The 17,093-nt window shown below is 62.4% G+C and carries 21 protein-coding genes; 16 read left to right on the top strand and 5 right to left on the bottom strand.

Going from position 1 to position 17,093, the window contains the following annotated elements; all coding sequences use genetic code 11:
* From hflC to WOB96_RS12600, 5 genes are read left to right on the top strand one after another with little or no spacing between them, the layout of a single operon-like run.
* Positions 1-864 carry a protease modulator HflC gene (gene hflC / locus WOB96_RS12620; RefSeq protein ID WP_341371653.1) on the top strand — a complete coding sequence of 288 codons (864 nt, stop codon included), beginning with the start codon at positions 1-3 and terminating at the stop codon, positions 862-864.
* A 6-nt stretch (positions 865-870) separates the two neighbouring features.
* Positions 871-1,056: a DUF2065 family protein gene (locus WOB96_RS12615; protein WP_341371652.1), complete on the top strand. Its 186-nt coding sequence runs from the start codon at positions 871-873 to the stop codon at positions 1,054-1,056.
* 48 nt (positions 1,057-1,104) lie between these two features.
* Positions 1,105-2,298, top strand: coding sequence for an ATP phosphoribosyltransferase regulatory subunit (locus WOB96_RS12610; protein ID WP_341371651.1), 1,194 nt, complete (start codon positions 1,105-1,107; stop codon positions 2,296-2,298).
* Positions 2,299-2,353: 55 nt separating this feature from the next.
* Complete coding sequence (locus WOB96_RS12605) at positions 2,354-3,646, top strand: adenylosuccinate synthase (RefSeq protein ID WP_341371650.1); 1,293 nt, start codon at positions 2,354-2,356, stop codon at positions 3,644-3,646.
* Between the two features lie 20 nt (positions 3,647-3,666).
* The gene (locus tag WOB96_RS12600) at positions 3,667-4,419 is read left to right on the top strand and encodes a flagellar brake protein (protein ID WP_341371686.1); all 753 of its coding nucleotides are present in this window, start codon (positions 3,667-3,669) and stop codon (positions 4,417-4,419) included.
* Between the two features lies 1 nt (position 4,420).
* Here WOB96_RS12600 and fliW read toward each other — a convergent pair whose 3' ends face one another.
* The 5 genes from fliW to flgA form a co-directional block, all read right to left on the bottom strand.
* The gene (gene fliW, locus WOB96_RS12595; protein WP_341371649.1) at positions 4,421-4,885 is read right to left on the bottom strand and encodes a flagellar assembly protein FliW; all 465 of its coding nucleotides are present in this window, start codon (positions 4,883-4,885) and stop codon (positions 4,421-4,423) included.
* Positions 4,882-5,115 (bottom strand): carbon storage regulator CsrA, encoded by a 234-nt coding sequence (gene csrA / locus WOB96_RS12590; protein WP_341371648.1) that lies wholly within the window; start codon positions 5,113-5,115, stop codon positions 4,882-4,884. Before csrA ends, fliW begins: the two co-directional genes overlap by 4 nt.
* 2 nt (positions 5,116-5,117) lie before the next feature.
* A complete protein-coding gene (locus WOB96_RS12585; RefSeq protein WP_341371647.1) occupies positions 5,118-5,633 on the bottom strand; it encodes a flagella synthesis protein FlgN in 516 nt (171 codons plus the stop codon).
* Between the two features lie 12 nt (positions 5,634-5,645).
* Complete coding sequence (gene flgM / locus WOB96_RS12580) at positions 5,646-5,936, bottom strand: flagellar biosynthesis anti-sigma factor FlgM (RefSeq protein WP_341371646.1); 291 nt, start codon at positions 5,934-5,936, stop codon at positions 5,646-5,648.
* Between the two features lie 63 nt (positions 5,937-5,999).
* Positions 6,000-6,695, bottom strand: coding sequence for a flagellar basal body P-ring formation chaperone FlgA (gene flgA / locus WOB96_RS12575; protein ID WP_341371645.1), 696 nt, complete (start codon positions 6,693-6,695; stop codon positions 6,000-6,002).
* A 212-nt stretch (positions 6,696-6,907) separates the two neighbouring features.
* On the opposite strand from flgA, the gene flgB reads away from it, so the two are divergent.
* From flgB to flgL, 11 genes are read left to right on the top strand one after another with little or no spacing between them, the layout of a single operon-like run.
* A complete protein-coding gene (gene flgB, locus WOB96_RS12570) occupies positions 6,908-7,312 on the top strand; it encodes a flagellar basal body rod protein FlgB (protein ID WP_341371644.1) in 405 nt (134 codons plus the stop codon).
* A gap of 2 nt (positions 7,313-7,314) precedes the next feature.
* On the top strand, positions 7,315-7,725 hold the full coding sequence (gene flgC / locus WOB96_RS12565; RefSeq protein ID WP_341371643.1) for a flagellar basal body rod protein FlgC: 411 nt from the start codon (positions 7,315-7,317) through the stop codon (positions 7,723-7,725).
* Positions 7,726-7,735: 10 nt separating this feature from the next.
* A complete protein-coding gene (locus tag WOB96_RS12560; protein WP_341371642.1) occupies positions 7,736-8,398 on the top strand; it encodes a flagellar hook assembly protein FlgD in 663 nt (220 codons plus the stop codon).
* A 9-nt stretch (positions 8,399-8,407) separates the two neighbouring features.
* Positions 8,408-9,649: a flagellar hook protein FlgE gene (gene flgE / locus WOB96_RS12555; protein ID WP_341371641.1), complete on the top strand. Its 1,242-nt coding sequence runs from the start codon at positions 8,408-8,410 to the stop codon at positions 9,647-9,649.
* Between the two features lie 12 nt (positions 9,650-9,661).
* Entirely contained in the window at positions 9,662-10,399 is a 738-nt protein-coding gene (gene flgF / locus WOB96_RS12550) for a flagellar basal-body rod protein FlgF (protein ID WP_341371640.1), read from the top strand.
* Positions 10,400-10,412: 13 nt separating this feature from the next.
* Positions 10,413-11,198 carry a flagellar basal-body rod protein FlgG gene (gene flgG / locus WOB96_RS12545; RefSeq protein ID WP_341371639.1) on the top strand — a complete coding sequence of 262 codons (786 nt, stop codon included), beginning with the start codon at positions 10,413-10,415 and terminating at the stop codon, positions 11,196-11,198.
* 13 nt (positions 11,199-11,211) lie between these two features.
* The gene (locus WOB96_RS12540) at positions 11,212-11,910 is read left to right on the top strand and encodes a flagellar basal body L-ring protein FlgH (protein ID WP_341371638.1); all 699 of its coding nucleotides are present in this window, start codon (positions 11,212-11,214) and stop codon (positions 11,908-11,910) included.
* 8 nt (positions 11,911-11,918) lie between these two features.
* Positions 11,919-13,025: a flagellar basal body P-ring protein FlgI gene (locus WOB96_RS12535; protein WP_341371637.1), complete on the top strand. Its 1,107-nt coding sequence runs from the start codon at positions 11,919-11,921 to the stop codon at positions 13,023-13,025.
* Entirely contained in the window at positions 13,025-13,924 is a 900-nt protein-coding gene (flgJ, locus tag WOB96_RS12530; protein ID WP_341371636.1) for a flagellar assembly peptidoglycan hydrolase FlgJ, read from the top strand. The genes WOB96_RS12535 and flgJ overlap by 1 nt, the downstream gene beginning before the upstream one ends.
* Before the next feature lie 19 nt (positions 13,925-13,943).
* Positions 13,944-15,887 (top strand): flagellar hook-associated protein FlgK, encoded by a 1,944-nt coding sequence (gene flgK / locus WOB96_RS12525; protein WP_341371635.1) that lies wholly within the window; start codon positions 13,944-13,946, stop codon positions 15,885-15,887.
* 3 nt (positions 15,888-15,890) lie between these two features.
* Positions 15,891-17,078 (top strand): flagellar hook-associated protein FlgL, encoded by a 1,188-nt coding sequence (flgL, locus tag WOB96_RS12520; RefSeq protein ID WP_341371634.1) that lies wholly within the window; start codon positions 15,891-15,893, stop codon positions 17,076-17,078.
* Positions 17,079-17,093 lie beyond the last annotated feature (15 nt).

Raw genomic sequence — 17,093 nt, 5'->3', positions numbered from 1 at the left:
ATGACAGCCAAGACCAACCTGATCCTGATCGTTCTGGCCGGACTCGCCCTGCTGGCCAGTTCTGCGCTTTATACCGTCAATGAAACCCAGAATGCCCTGGTGCTGCAGTTCGGGCGACCGATAGATACGGTGCGCAGCGCGGGACTGCATGTCAAAACGCCGTTCGTGCAGAACGTGCTGTATTTTGACAATCGCCTGCTCACCTACAATGCCGAGCCGGAATCCTATCTGACCATCGAGAAAAAGACCGTGGTGGTGGATTCCTTTGCGGTCTGGCGGATTACCAATCCCTTGTTGTTCTATACCCGGGTGCGCAATGTCGCCAACGCCAATGCCCGGCTTGCGGACCTGATCCGCTCCGCCCTGCGGGCCGAATTTGGTCGCCGTACCCTGGAACAACTGGTCAGTGGTGATCGCGTCGGCCTGATGAACACCATCGTCGGCTCTGTCGAGCGCCGTGCCCGGGATCTCGGCCTCACCGTGGTGGATGTGCGTGTCATGCGCGTGGATCTGCCCGAGAAGGTCAGCCAGTCGGTATTCCGGCGCATGGAAGCGGAGCGTTCCCGCGAGGCCAAGGAATATCGCTCACGGGGCGCCGAGATCGCCGTGCAGATCCGCTCCGAGGCGGAGCGCCAGCGCACCTTCATCCTGGCGGATGCCTATCGCAAGGCGCAGGAGATCAAGGGTCAGGGTGATGCCGAGGCGGCGCGCATCTATGCCGAGGCCTTCAGTCGCGACCCGCAGTTTTTCTCGCTGTATCGCCGTCTGCAGGCCTATCAGCAGAGCATCGGCAAGCAGGATACCCTGGTGATTGATCCGGACAAGGATTTCTTCCGGTATTTCCTCCGCGGCCCGGGAAAATGATTCCTCATGAACCTGTTGCTGAAGGCACTGGCCCTGATGCTGGTGCTTGAGGGGATCCCGTACTTCCTCAGTCCGGCAGGCGCCCGGGAGGCCATGCGCCAACTCATGGACGCGCTTTCCGACCGCCAGTTGCGCAGTCTTGGGCTGGTCAGCATGCTGGCGGGTTTGCTTCTTTTGTATTTGGCCGGATAATGGTAAGCCTTTCGGGTTACCCGTCCCGGCTCCTGTGAGAAGATGAATATGTCCCAAAATCCCCGACCCTGGCTGTTGCCGGCCGGCTTCGAAGACATCCTGCCGGCCCGGGCGGAACGCATCGAATCCCTGCGTCGCAGCCTGCTCGACCTCTACCGGAGTTGGGGATACCAGCAAGTCATCCCGCCGATGCTGGAGCATCTGGAAACCCTGCTGACCGGCGTCGGTCAGGAACTGCAGTTGCAGACCATGCGCCTGCTGGATCAGGAAAGCGGGCGCATGCTGGGTCTGCGCGCCGACATGACGCCGCAGGTGGCGCGCATCGATGCCCACCGCTTTCATGCCGACCAGCCCAATCGCCTTTGCTATGCGGGTACGGTGCTGCACGCCAGCAGCGATCATTATGGCGGCAGCCGCGCGCCTTTCCAGATCGGTGCGGAGCTCTTTGGCGCCACAGGGCCTGCGGCCGATGCCGAGGTGGCGAGCCTGATGATCGAAAGCCTATACCTGGCGGGCTGCGAGGACCTCGTGCTGGATCTGGGACATCTCGGTATCTTCCGGAATCTCCTGGGTGATCTGCCCCTGGATCCGGCATCTGAAAGCGTCATATACCTTGCCATGCAGCGCAAGGCGGCCGATGATCTCCTGGCCGCCCTTCAGGGATTCGGGCTTGCGCCTGGGCGGCGAGAGCGGATCGCGGCCTTGCTGCAACTTCAGGGGGGCTGTGGGACGCTTGCCGAGGCGCGGGCAATCCTCGGGCCGTCCGGAACCGGCGTGACAGATGCCCTGGATGAGCTCGACAGTATTCTGGCGTCCTTGCAGGCACGCCATCCCGCACTGAAAATTCAGATTGATCTGGCGGAGCTGCGTGGCTATCGCTACCATACCGGGGCAGTTTTTTCGGTCTACACACCAGGCCAGGGCAGTGCCATCGGCATGGGCGGGCGTTATGACAACATCGGCGCGGCCTTCGGTCGCGGCCGGCCGGCGACGGGCTTCAGCCTGGATCTCAAGCAGCTGGTCGCACCCGTGCAGAACGACCAGACCGCCCGCATCTGGGCGCCGGCCCTGGCCGACCCCGCCCTGGCCGCGCGGGTAGCCGCCCTGCGCGCAAGCGGTCAGGTCGTGATCCATGCGCTGGGCAGCAGCACCGACGGAAACCTGGCACAGGCGGCCGCGCTCGGCTGCCAGCAGGCCCTGGTGGAGAAAAATGGTCAGTGGGAGCTGGTGCCGGTCGCCTGAGCGTGACCAGGCGGCAGCCCGGATTTTGATGGCGAGTCAATCGGATCAGGATGCTATGAGCAAGAACGTGGTGGTAATCGGTACTCAGTGGGGCGATGAGGGCAAGGGCAAGATCGTCGACTGGCTGACCGAGAAGTGTGATGCCGTGGTGCGCTTCCAGGGAGGGCACAATGCCGGACATACCCTGGTGATCCAGGGCCGTAAAACGGTGCTCCATCTGATCCCCTCGGGTATCCTGCGCCGTGGTGTGGAGTGCATCATCGGCAACGGCGTGGTGCTCGATCCCCAGGCCTTGATGAAGGAACTGGACATGCTGGAGGCGGCTGGCGTGGATGCCGCTGCGCGCCTGCGCATTTCCGATGCCTGCCCCCTGATCCTGCCTTATCACCGTGAGCTGGATCTGGCGCGCGAGCGGCTCAAGGGCGATGCCAAGATCGGCACCACCGGCCGCGGCATCGGCCCGGCCTATGAGGACAAGGTGGCGCGACGCGCCCTGCGCGTGAGTGATCTCTTCTTCCGCGAGCGTTTTGCCGCCAAGCTGGGCGAGGTGCTCGAATACCACAACTTCGTCCTGGAGCACTATTACAAAGCCGGTCGCCTGGATTTCCAGCAGATCCTCGACGAGACCCTGGCCCTGGTAGACCGTATCGCGCCCATGGTGACCAATGTGCCGGCGCATCTTTATGCCCTGAGCCAGCGCGGCGCGCGCATTCTCTTCGAGGGTGCGCAGGGGACCCTGCTGGATGTGGATCACGGCACCTATCCTTTCGTGACCTCTTCCAACACCATTGCCGGCGCGGCCTGCCCGGGCAGCGGCGTTGGCCCGAACCAGCTCCATTATGTGCTCGGCATCACCAAGGCCTATACCACGCGGGTCGGTTCCGGGCCATTCCCCACCGAGCTTTTCGATGACACCGGGGCCTATCTGGCTGAGCGCGGCGCGGAGTTTGGCTCGACCACCGGGCGCGCGCGCCGTTGCGGCTGGTTCGATGCCATCGCGCTCAGAACGGCCTGTCAGCTCAATGGCGTGACGGGTCTTTGCATCACCAAGCTCGATGTGCTCGATGGCCTGAGCAGCATCCGCATTGGCGTGGGTTATCGCTGCGACGGCGTGGAGCATTGCGAGCTGCCGGTCGGGGCCGAGGCCGTGGCCACCTGCGAGCCCATCTATGAGGAGCTGCCGGGCTGGGAGGGTAGCACGCAGGGCGTGCGCACCTGGGATGAGTTGCCGGAGAATGCCCGCAGCTATCTGCGCCGCATCGAGGCGCTGACGGGTTTCCCGATCGCGATGATTTCGACTGGTCCGGATCGGGACGAGACGATCGTGCTCCAGCCTGTGATCGACTAGTTTCAGAGGCTGCCGTGGAGATGAATTTCGACCAGCTCGGTCTTTTCAATGGGGACTCGCAAAACGAGGATTTCCTGATCAAGGATGGCGCCAAGATTCGCGCCATTTTGCAGGAAATGTCCGATGAAAAGACCATCCTGAGCGTGTTCGTGGCCGAGGATGAACAGACCGTTTACAGCGCGGCCATCCTTGAGGTTGATCCAGGTCGCAAGCGCTTTGCGCTCGATGAACTGCTACCTGCTACTGGCAATGCCCGGTTGCAGGTCAGCCGGCGCGCGCGGATACTTGCGCGGGTGCGCGGCATGGTGACAGCCTTCGAAGCCGTGCTGCAGGAGGCGGAACAGGACGCCCGGGGTTTGCTGTTTCAGCTTGCCATACCGCAGTGGATCTATCAGTTGCAGCGGCGCGAGCACTTCCGCGTCAGCCCCAGCCAGGATGCACCTTTGCGCGTGGTGCTTCAGACAAATTCCGGACAGATCCTGAAAGGGGACATGGTGGACATCAGCACCGGCGGGCTGGGTCTGAACTTCGTTTTCACCATCGGCGATGAACTTGCACGAGGCCAGCGGCTTGCCTGCGAGTTCACCCTGCCGGAAGGTACCTTGATCCGTACTGATCTGGAAGTCTGCACACTGACCAGGCTGCAAAGCCAGAGCGGCAGGATCCTGCGCGTCGGGGGGCGCTTCAGTGTCCTGGCTCCGGCCATGAATGCCGCCATTCAGCGTTACGTCACCAGGCGTGACCGGGAAATCCTGCGCAGCAGCCGTCTGTAAATTATTCTACGAGCATGCAGGGCAGCATTGCCTGCTGGCCGTCCTGCCCATTTTCCGGGCTCAAGACCCCATCCTGCACCTGTGTCGCATCCACCACGCGCTGTCCAAAGCGTCGGCTTTCGCCATCAAACCAGATCGGCCCGAGCTTATGGGCGCGAATGGGCTCATGCTCGTTGCCTGGCAGGATCACCATGACCCGCAGTTGCAGTGTTGACAGCCCCTGCTGCCCTGGTGCAAACCTGGCAAGGTCATAGTGCAGCCCGAAATGACGGGCTTCAGCCAGAATGAAACACAGTTCCGGAGATTCCAGGGATTGCAGCCAGGTAAAGGGGCGAAACTGCGGGTGCTCCAGCAGCACGAATTCGCGCAGATGTTCAAAGCCGAGCAGGGGCTCCTCGCAGACGAGTATCTGGTCGGGGCTGATCTGCAGCGGGCCGAACTGGGCGGAATCGATGGTCCGGTTCATGGGGTGTTCTTTTTTCTGTCCAGGAAATCGGCGAGCTGGCTCAAGCTGACGCTGCGGGCCATCTGGTTTTCGCGGCGCACGGTTTCGAAGATTTCCTCGCGCAGGATGGCGAGCTCCGCTGGGCTCTCGATACCGATACGTACCTGATTGTTGTCGATGCGGGTGACGACGATACGGATCTGTTCACCGATACGGATGGCCTCGCCACGCTTGCGCGTCAGGATCAGCATGCTCAGGCGCTGCCCAGCATGCGGCTTGGCGCGGGCAGTTCACTGTGGCCGCTGGTGTTGTAGAGGGATGGCGAGCCGCTGCACAGGACTTCCAGGGCGCCGCGTACATGGCGCATGGAGGTTTCGATGATCTGGCCATTCTGCTGGTTGAGGACGCTGACCTCCCGCGTGCACTGCAGGATGCCGGACCATAGCTGCCCAATGGCTTTGTGCGTGGCGGCAGGGAGCCCGGCCAGGTGCTCCGGCCAGTTGCTTGATGCTGCACGCATGGGTGACAGTTGCGTCGAAAGTTCGGCGCGGCTGTTTTCACAGTGGGCAAGCTCGGACAGGACGCGGTTTTTTTCGCTGGCAAGCGAGCCGAGGGTGTCCGGCGCCAGGCTGGCCAGGCCTTCCTGCTCCGCAAGCAGGAGCGTGCGCAGTACGTCCAGTAATTGCGCTTCCTGGCCCAGGACATCTACCAGCCGGGAGGCAAGCTGTGGCCTGCCAGACTCCGGCCGCGGGGAATCCTGCGTGTTCATGCTCATCGGGGATCAGCCTTCGTTGGCAAGGCGGGCATAGGCCAGCAGTTTCTTTGCCAGGCTTTCGGAGTCCACCTGATATTGGCCGCTGGCGATGGCCTGGCGGATGGCGTTGACGCGATCCTGATCCACCGGTGCCTCGCGGTTGGCCTGCAGGGCCTGGGCCGCCGGCGACAGGCTCACCTGATCGCCCGGCGTGCCGGGCTTCTGGGGCTCGGCCTTGCCGGTACCTGCAGTCGTAGCCTGGGGATGCGAGCTTGTGCCGACCTGCGGCGAGTACAACCCACTGCTGTCAATCTTCATGTCTGACACTCCTTTTATACTGCTTTACGGCACGCAAGCGCAAAACTTTAGCATGGCGATTCACTAGAACGGAATGCGTAGCTGCCCATCCTGTTCCACGATCCCTTTCACGATCCGGCCAGACTTGCTGTTGCGGGCATTGATCCACTGCCCCGGCCTGCCATCCTGCAAGGCCTCGCCCTCGGCGACCAGGCGCATGCCATTTCCCTCCACCACCATGGCAAGGCTCTGTCCCTGCCTTATCACTGGCGCCGTCCGCAACAGATCCTGTCTCAGGGCAAATCCGGCCGGTATGTTGCTGGCCAGCTTTTGGCCCAGGGCCATTTTGATGTCACTCAGCACGCCAGCCGGCAGGCTACCCAGATCCTGCTCACTCAGGCGCAGGTCGCCGGCAGTGAGCGTGTGGCCCTGGGCCAGCGGGCGGCTGGCGACCACCACCGCTGTCATAAGCTTGACGCTCACCGGGACATAGAGCGTCCAGGCGGCCGGTGCCTGGCAGCGGACCTGGATGGTCCGTGCCGCCCGGTTGGCAGGCCCGAAATTGTGTATCTCCAGATCCCGGCATTGTGAAAGCTGCAGGCGTTTGTCGATGGGCCCGACCCGGATCACGGGCCGCCCGGCCTGAGCCTGCAAACCCTGGCGCACGAAGCCTTCCACCTGCTTGCCGATTACCTGCAGATCCTGCTGCGGCGCGCTCCAGGCCGAGGAACTGCTCATCAGCAGCAGGCCGAGGGCAAACAGGGATAAAAATGAAGTCATTACAGGAGTCCGGTAACAAAATGTCGGTGAAATACTAGCAAGATGTATTCCATGTGCTGGGCACCCGGTTCCAGGGGATCCCGGCGGCAAGCCCTTGCCGGTTTGCCGCTGCAGCCGGGCTGCTTACCGGCCTTTGGCGCCAGGAACAAGGCCTGGAAAGATGGCACGATCCATGCAAGAGCTCCGTCGAACGGTCGATACGAGGTGAAAACATGAAAAATGGCCTGGATGACAATTTCCGCTTTCTGGAGAACACGCTGTCGGTACGAACCTACCGCCAACAGTTGCTGGCAGCCAATATCACCAATGGCGACACCCCCAATTACAAGGCGGTGGATGTCGACTTTGACAAGGCGATGCGCCGCGCCCAGGCAGGCAGAGTCAGTGACGTAAATCTGACACGCACCGAGGCGGGACACCTGCCGGGGCTGGGTATCCAGACACTCGCCCGCGAGGCCCTGTTCCGCCGCGACAGCCAGGTAGGCATAGATGGTAACAGCGTCAATCTCGATGAGGAGCAGGCGCGCTTTTCCGAAAACGCCATCCAGTATCAGGCCGCCGTCAATTTTCTGAGCGGTAAGATCAAGACCCTGCTGACCGCCATTCAAGGGAGCTGAACATGTCGCTTTTCAAGGTCTTTGATATCGCCGGTTCCGGCATGACGGCCCAGACCCACCGTTTGAATGTGGTGTCCAGCAATCTCGCCAATGCCGACAGCGCCACGTCCTCCACCGGTGAAACTTACCGGGCGCGGCACGTGGTCTTCCAGGCCCAGGCGCTGGGCAACAGCCCGGCGGGGGCGGAGGGCGTCAGGGTGGCGGGCGTGGTGGAGGACGGCTCGCCACTGCGCCGAGTATTTGATCCGCACAATCCGGCAGCCGACGGCCAGGGTTATGTGAACCTGCCGAATGTGAATCCGGTGGAGGAGATGGTGAACATGATCTCGGCCTCGCGCTCCTATGAAGCCAACGCCGATGTCATGAATGCCGCCAAGACGCTGCTTTTGAAGACCCTGACCCTCGGTCAGTAAGGAGTTGAAGATGGTGCAGAGTGTCAATAGTGCCATTGCCGGCACGACGAGTGCGGTGGCCAGCCAGCCCGGGCAGCAACAGCTCGGCCAGAATGAATTCCTCAAGCTGATGACCACCCAGCTTTCCAACCAGAACCCCCTGGAGCCCATGGACAATGGCAAGTTTCTGGCGGAAATGGCGCAGTTCAGCACGGCCACCGGCATCCAGCAGTTGCAGGTCAGCAATCAGAAACTGCTGGATGCCATGGAGTCGGGCCAGGGCCTGCAGGCGGCATCTCTGATGGGCCGCAGCGTGGTGGCGCCGGGTTCGCAGCTCACGCTGGCGGCCGGTCAGGGGGCAAGCGCGGGCTTTTCGCTCGAAGCGCCCGCGGATTCTGTGGCGGTGAGCATCCGCGACGCTGCCGGTCAGGTCGTCAGAACCTTGACGCTTGGCGCCCAGGACGCCGGCACGCAGAGTTTCCAGTGGGACGGCAAGACGGAAAGCGGCGAACAGGCGGCAGCCGGCAATTACAGCTTCAGCGTGCAGGCCCTGGCAGGTGGCAAGCCGCTGAATGCCGAGGCATTCAGCGTGGCGCCGGTGCAGAGCGTGCTGTTCTCGCCCGAGGGCGTGAAGCTCGAGTTGGGCAATGGCCTGGGTCGCGTCGCGCTCAGCCAGATAAAACAAATCATCTAGGAGGAAGACATGTCCCTGCGCACCGGTTTGAGCGGCCTGAACGCCGCGGCCACGGATCTCAACGTGATTGGCAACAATGTTTCCAACGCTAACACCGTAGGCTTTAAAAAGGCCAATGCACACTTTGCAGATTCCTATGCCGCGGCCATTGCCAATACCGCGCCCACTATGGGCCAGACCGGTATCGGCGTGCAGGTGGCGCGTATCGCCACGGAATTCACCCAAGGCAATATCGACGTCACCAACAATCCGCTGGACATTGCCATCAACGGCGGCGGCTTTTTTCGCCTCAATGACAATGGCAGCAACGTCTATAGCCGCAACGGCCAGTTCAGCATCGACAAGGAAGGATATGTCGTCAATGACGGCGGCGCGCGGCTGACCGGCTACCAGGTGGCCAATGGCACGGTGACCGGGCAACTGGGTGACATGCGTATCGATACTGCCGACATCGCGCCCAAGTCCAGCGCCAGCGTGCTGGCGAACGTCAACCTGCCGGCGGTGGCGACTCCCCCTACGGTAACGACTTTTGATGCCAACGACCCGAACAGCTACAACAATGCGACCTCGCTGACGGTCTACGACAGCCTCGGCGTGGCGCATTTGGCGACGACTTATTTCGTTAAAACTGCGACGGATGGACAGTGGAATGTGTATTACCAGTTGGATGACGGTACGGGCACTACGTCCACCGGCACCTCTACTCCTTCAAACCTGCTCACCACCCTGCAATTCGATGACCAGGGCAAGGTGACAAGTGGCGGCACAGCAAAACTGAACGTCAGCAGCTGGGGCAGTGGCGCGGCAGGCAGCACCATCGATTTCGATCTGGGTTCTTCCACCTTCTATGACAGCCCCTTCAGCGTCAATACCTTGACGGCCGACGGCAATGCCAGCGGCCGCCTCAGCGGCCTGAATGTCGGCGCCGACGGCAACCTCTTCGGGCGCTACAGCAATGGCCAGTCGCAGGTGCTCGGGCGGGTGGCCCTGTCCAACTTCACCAATCCCAATGGCCTGCAGAACATCGGCGACAATCTCTGGGCGGCGACCTACGCCTCCGGGGATCCGCTGACCGGCGCGCCGGGATCCTCGAATCTGGGATTGCTGCAGTCGGGCGCGGTGGAGGCCTCGAATGTCGATCTGACCGAGGAACTGGTGGCCATGATTACGGCGCAGCGTACCTACCAGGCCAATGCCCAGACCATCAAGACCGAGGATCAGATTCTCCAGACCCTCCTGACCCTGCGTTAAGGGAGATAAGCCATGGACCGGATGATCTATGTGGCCATGACCGGGGCGCGGGAGATCCTGCAGAAGCAGGCGCTGGCCGCCAATAATCTGGCGAACGTCAATACCACGGGTTTTCGCGCCGACCAGAATGTACTGCGCGCTCTGCCGGTGTTCAACATGAACCTACCGACCCGCGCCTACGCCGTGACCCAGGAAGTGACGGCGGACTTCTCGCAGGGCCCGCTGCAGCAGACCGGACGGGATCTGGATGTCGCCATCAAGGGGCCGGGCTGGATTGCGGTTCAGACCCCGGACGGCGAGGGCCTGACCCGTAGCGGCAACCTGCATCTGAGCCCCAGTGGATTGCTGGAAAGCGCGGATGGCCGCCCGGTGCTGGGCAACAACGGCCCGATCAGCCTGCCGCCGCTGCAGTCAGTGAGCATCGGCGCCGATGGCACCATCTCTGGCGTGCCGCAGGGCCAGCCGGCCTCGGCCAGCGTGGTGTTTGACCGCCTCCGGCTGGTCAACCCGCCCGAGGCCAGCCTACGGAAGGGCCCCGATGGACTGTTCCGCGCCAGCGGCGGTCCGATCCAGGCGGATGCCGGCGTGACGCTCGCCCAGGGCATGCTCGAAGGCAGCAACGTCAACCCGGTCAGCGCCATGGTGGACATGATCAGCATGTCGCGCCAGTTCGAAACCCAGATCAAGCTGATCCAGACCGCGCGCGAGGACTCGCGCAATGCGGCCCAGATCCTCAACCTGAACGGCTAAAAGGGGTACGCCCATGATTCGCAGTCTCTGGATCGCAAAAACCGGCCTTGACGCCCAGCAGCAGCAGATGGACGTCATTTCCAACAATCTTGCCAACGTCAACACCACGGGCTTCAAGCGGGCCCGGGCCGTGTTCGAGGATCTTCTGTACCAGAATGTTCGTCAGGCTGGCGCGCAATCAAGCCAGCAGACGCAACTCCCCTCGGGCCTGCAGATGGGCACCGGCGTGCGCACGGTGGCCACTGAAAAAATCCATACCCAGGGCAACCTGACCCAGACTGGCAACAGCATGGATCTCGCCATCAACGGCAATGGTTTCTTTCAGGTGCTCAGGCCCGATGGCACGATGGGTTACACCCGCGACGGCAGCTTCCAGATCGATAGCCAGGGGCAACTGGTCACCGCCAGCGGCTATGCCGTGCAGCCGGGCATCACCATTCCGCCCAATGTCACCAGCATTACCGTGGGCACGGATGGCACGGTATCCGCCACGCAGGCAGGGACTGCCACGCCGATACAGATCGGCAATTTGCAGATGGCCACCTTCGTCAATCCGGCGGGCCTGCAGGCCATCGGCGACAATCTCTTCATCGAGACTGGTGCCTCCGGTACGCCCAATACGGGCAATCCAGGCAGCAATGGCCTGGGCGTGATCAACCAGGGTTTCCTGGAGACCAGCAACGTCAATATCGTCGAGGAGATGGTCAATATGATCACCACCCAGCGCGCCTATGAGATCAACTCGAAGGCCGTGAAGGCTGCCGATGAAATGCTGCAGTACGTGAACAATAATCTCTAAGGGACTGATTCACATGGTTCATGACGCTGCGCGATGGTTTCTGGTTGCCTTGCTGCTGAGCTTTGCTGTGCTGGCCGGCTGCGCCACGGCCCCGAAAGGCCCGACCGAACCGCTGGCCTTTCCGGCCCTGCCCGCCAATCCCGAGCCGGCGCCGGCCAATGGGGCCATCTATCAGGCCCAGACCAGCATGGCCCTGTTCGAGGACCGGCGTGCGCGGCGGGTGGGGGATGTGCTGACCATCAACATCGTCGAGAAGGCCAGCGCCAGCAAGCAGGCCAGTACTTCGCTGAACCGTTCCAGCAGCACGGATAACAAGATTTCGGCGCTGTTTGGCTTGCCGCTGGGCTTCGGCAATATCGCCGGCGGGCAGTTCAACCCGAATCTCGGCGCCTCATCCGACAACAAGTTCGAGGGCAAGGGCGCCAGCGCCCAGAACAACAGCTTCATTGGCACGATTACTGCAACGGTGGTGCAGGTACAGGCAAACGGCAATCTGGTGATCAGTGGCGAGAAGCACGTGCAGATCAATCAGGGGACCGAGTACATCCGGCTCGCCGGGGTGGTGCGCCCGGAAAGCATCGGCCCGGACAATACCGTGCAGTCCACCCAGGTGGCCAATGCCCGCATCGAGTACCGGGGTTCCGGTACCATCGACGAATCCCAGCGCATGGGTTGGCTGCAGCGCTTCTTCATGAGTGTCTGGCCGCTTTAGGAAGGATCATGTATTCACGAATCAGCTTGTTTTTCAGTTGTCTCTTGCTGGCGGGTCTGCTGCCGGGCATTGCCCAGGCCGAGCGCATCAAGGATATCGCCAGCATCCAGGGCGTGCGTACCAATCAGTTGATCGGCTACGGCCTGGTTGTCGGCCTGGACGGCACCGGTGACCAGACCACACAGACGCCCTTCACGGTGCAGAGCATCCGCAATATGCTGATGCAGATGGGTGTCAATTTGCCGCCGGTCAATCTGCAACTGAAAAACGTCGCGGCGGTGATGGTCACCACCAGCCTGCCGGCCTTTGCCCGGCCGGGCCAGAGTATCGATGTCACGGTGTCCTCCTTGGGCAATGCCTCCAGCCTGCGCGGTGGCACGCTCCTGATGACGCCGCTCAAGGGCGTCAACGGCCAGGTCTATGCCATGGCGCAGGGTTCGCTGATCGTCGGTGGTTATGGCGCGAGCGGGCAGGGCGCCAGCGTCAAGGTCAATAGTTTGGGCACGGCGCGCATCCCCAATGGCGCGACCGTCGAGCAGAGCGTGCCCACGGAGCTGGGGCAGGGGCAGATGCTCAATCTCAGCCTCAACGCGCCGGATTTCACCACCGCCAGTCGTCTGGCCCAGGCGGTGAATGCGAATTTTGGTCCCAACACCGCCCAGCCTCTGAGCGCCGCCCAGGTCGAGGTGCGCGCACCAGTTACACCGGGCGAGCGGGTGAACTTCATCGCGGCCCTGGAGAATCTGACACTGGAGTCCGCCATTCCGGTGGCGAAGGTGGTCATCGATGCGCGCAGCGGCACCGTGGTGCTCGGCCAGAACGTGCGCCTGCGCCCCGCGGCGGTGGCCCACGGCAACCTGTCGGTCACCATCAGCGAGAACCCGCAGGTGAGCCAGCCCGGAGCCTTCAGCAATGGTCAGACCGTGGTCACGCCCAACACGCAGATCGAGACCCGCGAAGAAAAAGGCCGGCTGATGCTCTTTTCCGCCGGCGTGACCCTGGAGCAGGTGGTGCGCGCCCTGAACGCCGTCGGCGCCACCCCGACGGATCTCGTCGCCATCCTGCAATCCCTTAAGCTCGCCGGCGCCCTGCAGGCGGAACTGGAGGTGGTCTGATGAAGGGGCTGGGCGCCAGTGACACGCAGAGCGTGCTGGATTTCACGCAACTACGCAGTCTGCAGACCCAGGCCCAGCAGCAGGACCCGCAGGCCCTGAAGAAGGCCGCCCAGCAGTTCGAGGCGCTTTTCACCCAGCAGATGCTCAAGGGCATGCGCGCCACCCTGCCCGGCAACCCGCTGACCAGCAGCAACGAGGGCAAGATGTATCAGGGCATGCTCGACCAGCAACTGGCGCAGAACCTGTCCCAGGGGCGCGGATTTGGCCTGGCCGAGATGCTGGTGCGCCAACTGGGGATCGCCAAGCCGCCGGTGCAGGGCACGGCTGCCGGTTTCGAAGCCATGGCGCGGCGCATCGCGCCACATACGCCCGCGCCCGCCGAGAGCAGCAGCCCGGCCCCGCGTGGTGCCCTGGAGAGAGCGAAGCAGTTCATCGCCGACATCCTGCCCGCCGCCAGGGAAGCGGCCAAGGCGCTCGGTGTCAGTCCGGTGGCGGTGCTGGCGCACGCGGCGCTCGAGACCGGCTGGGGCAAGAGCGTGCCGCGCGACGGCAAGAATCAGCCGAGTTTCAACCTTTTTGGCATCAAGGCCAGCGGCTGGGCAGGCAGGCAGGTCGAGGCCGGTACCCATGAGTTTCGCCAGGGTTTGCAGCAGATGGAGCGCGCCGCCTTTCGTGCATACGACAGTGTCGCCGATGGCGTGCAGGACTATGCACGCTTATTGCAAGGCAGCAAGCGTTACCAGCAGGTGCTTGGCATGGGCGATGACATTGCCGGTTTCGCGCGCGGCCTGCAGAAGGCCGGCTACGCCACCGATCCGCGCTATGCCGAGAAACTCACGGCCACGGCCAAGGGGCACCGCATGCAGTCCATTCTGAACAGCCTGGGCATCAAGCCGTAACCAGGTCGGAGATCAAACCATGTCCACATCGAGCATCGGATCGCTGATCAACAGTGCGCTTGGCGGGCTCAATATCGCCTCAAGCAGCCTGCAGACCACCGGGCACAACATCAGCAACGTCAACACGCCCGGCTACAGCCGCCAGAGTGTGTTGCAGAGCGCGCGCACGCCGCAGTTCTCGGGCGCCGGCTTCATTGGCTCCGGTGTGCAGATGGAAGGCGTCATGCGCAGCTATGACAGCTATCTGCAGGGCCAGCTCTGGGACGTCAATGGCAAGCTGGGCGCGGCTTCGACCATGAACGCCCAGTTGAGCCAGCTCAATAATATGCTCTCCGATCCCGGTTCCGGTCTCAGCCCGGCACTCAATGACTTTTTCGCGGCGGTGCAGGCGGCCAGCAACAACCCTGCCGGCATCCCCGAGCGTCAGGCCCTGATCAGCAATGCCGAGGTGCTTGCCAATCGCTTCAATGCCCTGGATGGCCGGATGCAGGACATGGCCAATGGCGTCAACACGCAGTTGCAGGATCATGTCAGCACCATCAACACCCTGGCCGCTGAGCTGGCGGACCTGAACCGTCGCATTCTGGATATGCAGGGCGGCAACCCGGCGCAGCAGCCCAATGACCTGCTCGATCAGCGCGACCAGCTCATTGCCGATCTTGGCAAGGAGGTCGGGGTGACCGTCGTGCCGCAGGACAACGGCCAGGTGAATGTCTTCATTGGCACCGGCCAGACCCTGGTGGCCGGCGCGAAGTACAGTGCACTCACCACGGTACAGGACCCGCTCGACCCCCTGCGTCTTGAAGTGGCCTATGAAAAGAGTGGCAGCGTGATCTCGAAGCAGCTGACCAGTGGCACGGTCGGCGGCCTGCTGCGCTTTCGCAACGAAAGTCTCGACCCGGCCCGTAATGCCCTGGGCCGAATTGCAGTTGGTGTCGCTAGCAGCATGAACGACCAGCAGGCGCTCGGGCTGGATCTTGAGGGCCAGCTTGGGGGCAACGGCGCCAACATTTTCACGATGCCGAAGGTGGGCGTGCAGGGTGCGGCCGGCAATACGGGCAGCATCAGCAGCGCCGTGGTGAGTGACATCGGCAAGCTGCAGGCCTCGGATTATCGGGTAACGTATGATGGGTCGGCATGGCAGGTGCTGCGCCAGAGCGACGGCAAGACACCCTCGGACTTGAGTGTCAGTGGCGGCACGATCAGCTTTGACGGGTTGACCTTGACTGTGGGAGCGGCACCGGCTACGGGAGACAGCTTCCTGGTCCAGCCCACCCGCAAGGCGGGATCGGGAATTGCTGTTGCCATCGATGATCCCAGGCGGCTGGCGCTGGCGGCGCCCTATGTGTCCAATGCTGGCGTCAATGCCGGGAACGTGAGTGTGTCCGAAGGGAAAGTCAGCGATGCTGGTACAGGCATCAACCTGCCCGCTACGGCTTTCGGTAAGCCTGTTGACATCAAGTTTGATGATCCACCAAGCAGTTTCACCATTACCTACAGCGGCGGCACTGTGTCCAGTGCCTATACTGAGGGCATGAGCATCAACGTCCCTTATCCGGCACCTTCCAGCAGTAACTGGTCGGTGAGTCTCAGCGGCACGACACCCGTCGCCGGCGACAGCTTCAGCCTGACACCCGCCGGTCCCGGCGACAACCGCAACGGTCTGGCCATGGCGGCGCTAAAGAGCCAGAATCTGCTCGAAGGCGACAGTGCCACCTTTGCATCCTCTTACGGACGCATGGTCACGCGGGTCGGCACCGATGGGCGCCAGGCGCAGATTGCCGAGAAGGCCCAGAACAATCTCTTCACCCAAGTCCAGCAGGCGCAGCAGAGCGTGTCCGGCGTCAATCTCGACGAGGAGGCCGCCAACATGATGCGCTATCAGCAGGCCTATCAGGCCTCGGCCAAGGTCATCCAGATCGCCGATTCGCTGTTTGATAGCATCCTCGCCATCAAGGGGTAAACCATGCGCATCTCGACAGCACTCTTTCATCAGCTCGGCGTGAACAGCATGCTCAACCAGCAGGCCGAACTCAGCCGAACCCAGCAGCAGCTCTCCACCGGGCGCAAGATCCTCAATCCCGCCGACGACCCGGTCGGCTCGGCCCAGATCGTCGGTTTCAACCAGTCCCTGGCCAGCATCGAGCAGTACAACAAAAATGCCGACCAGGCCCAGAGCGCGGTGCAACTGGAAGAAAGCATCTACGGGCAGGTGGATGACCTGCTGCAGAACGTGCGCGAGCGCGTCGTGCAGATGAACAATGCCAGCCAGACCAACGAGACGCGCGGCTTTGCCGCCACCGAGGTCCGCCAGCAGCTCCAGCAGTTGTTGAGCCTGGCCAATACCCAGGATGGCAACGGTCAGTATCTCTTTGCTGGCTCGAAATCCAACACCCAGCCATTCAACAGTGACTTCAGCTACAACGGCGACCAGTCCACGCGGCGCATGCAGGTCAGCAACTCGCGGCAGATCGATGTGGCCGCGCCGGGCGACAGGATCTTCAGTCTGGTGCGGGATGGCAACGGCACCTTTGCCACTGCGCCGAGTGCCGCCAACACGGGTACCGGCATCATTGATCAGGGCAGCGTGGTGGACCCGGCGCAGTGGGTAGCGGGGGATTACACGTTGAGTTTCACCGGGCCGGATACTTACGACATCACCGATGGCAGCGGCCCTGTGGCGAGCAATGTCTCCTACACCAGCGGCGAGACCATCATTGACATCCCCGGCATCCAGTTCAGCATCAGCGGGGCGCCGTCGCCAGGCGACAGCTTTACAATCAAGGCCTCCAGCAGCCAGAGCATGTTCGAGACACTGGACAAAATCGCCAGCGCACTCGACAAGAATGTGAACACTCCCGCCGAGCAGGCCGCGCTCAACAACACTCTCAACGCCTCACTCGGCAATCTCGATCAGGCCCTGGGGCAGGTGCTCACCGCCCGCGCCGACGCCGGCACGCGCCTGAAGGAACTCGACAGCGTGCGTTCGGCCAACGAGGACCAGGTGATCTACTACAAGCAGGCGATTTCGGTGCTGCAGGACACGGATTTTGCTGAAGCCGCCAGCCGCCTGAGCCAGCAGGCCCTGGCCCTGGAAGCCGCGCAGAAGTCCTACGTGCAGGTGCGGGATCTGTCGCTGTTCAATTATATTTGAAGATTGTGTGATTTT

The organism is Thermithiobacillus plumbiphilus (assembly GCF_038070005.1).
GTDB lineage: Bacteria > Pseudomonadota > Gammaproteobacteria > Acidithiobacillales > Thermithiobacillaceae > JBBPCO01.
This window is presented reverse-complemented; position numbering and strand designations above follow the sequence as displayed.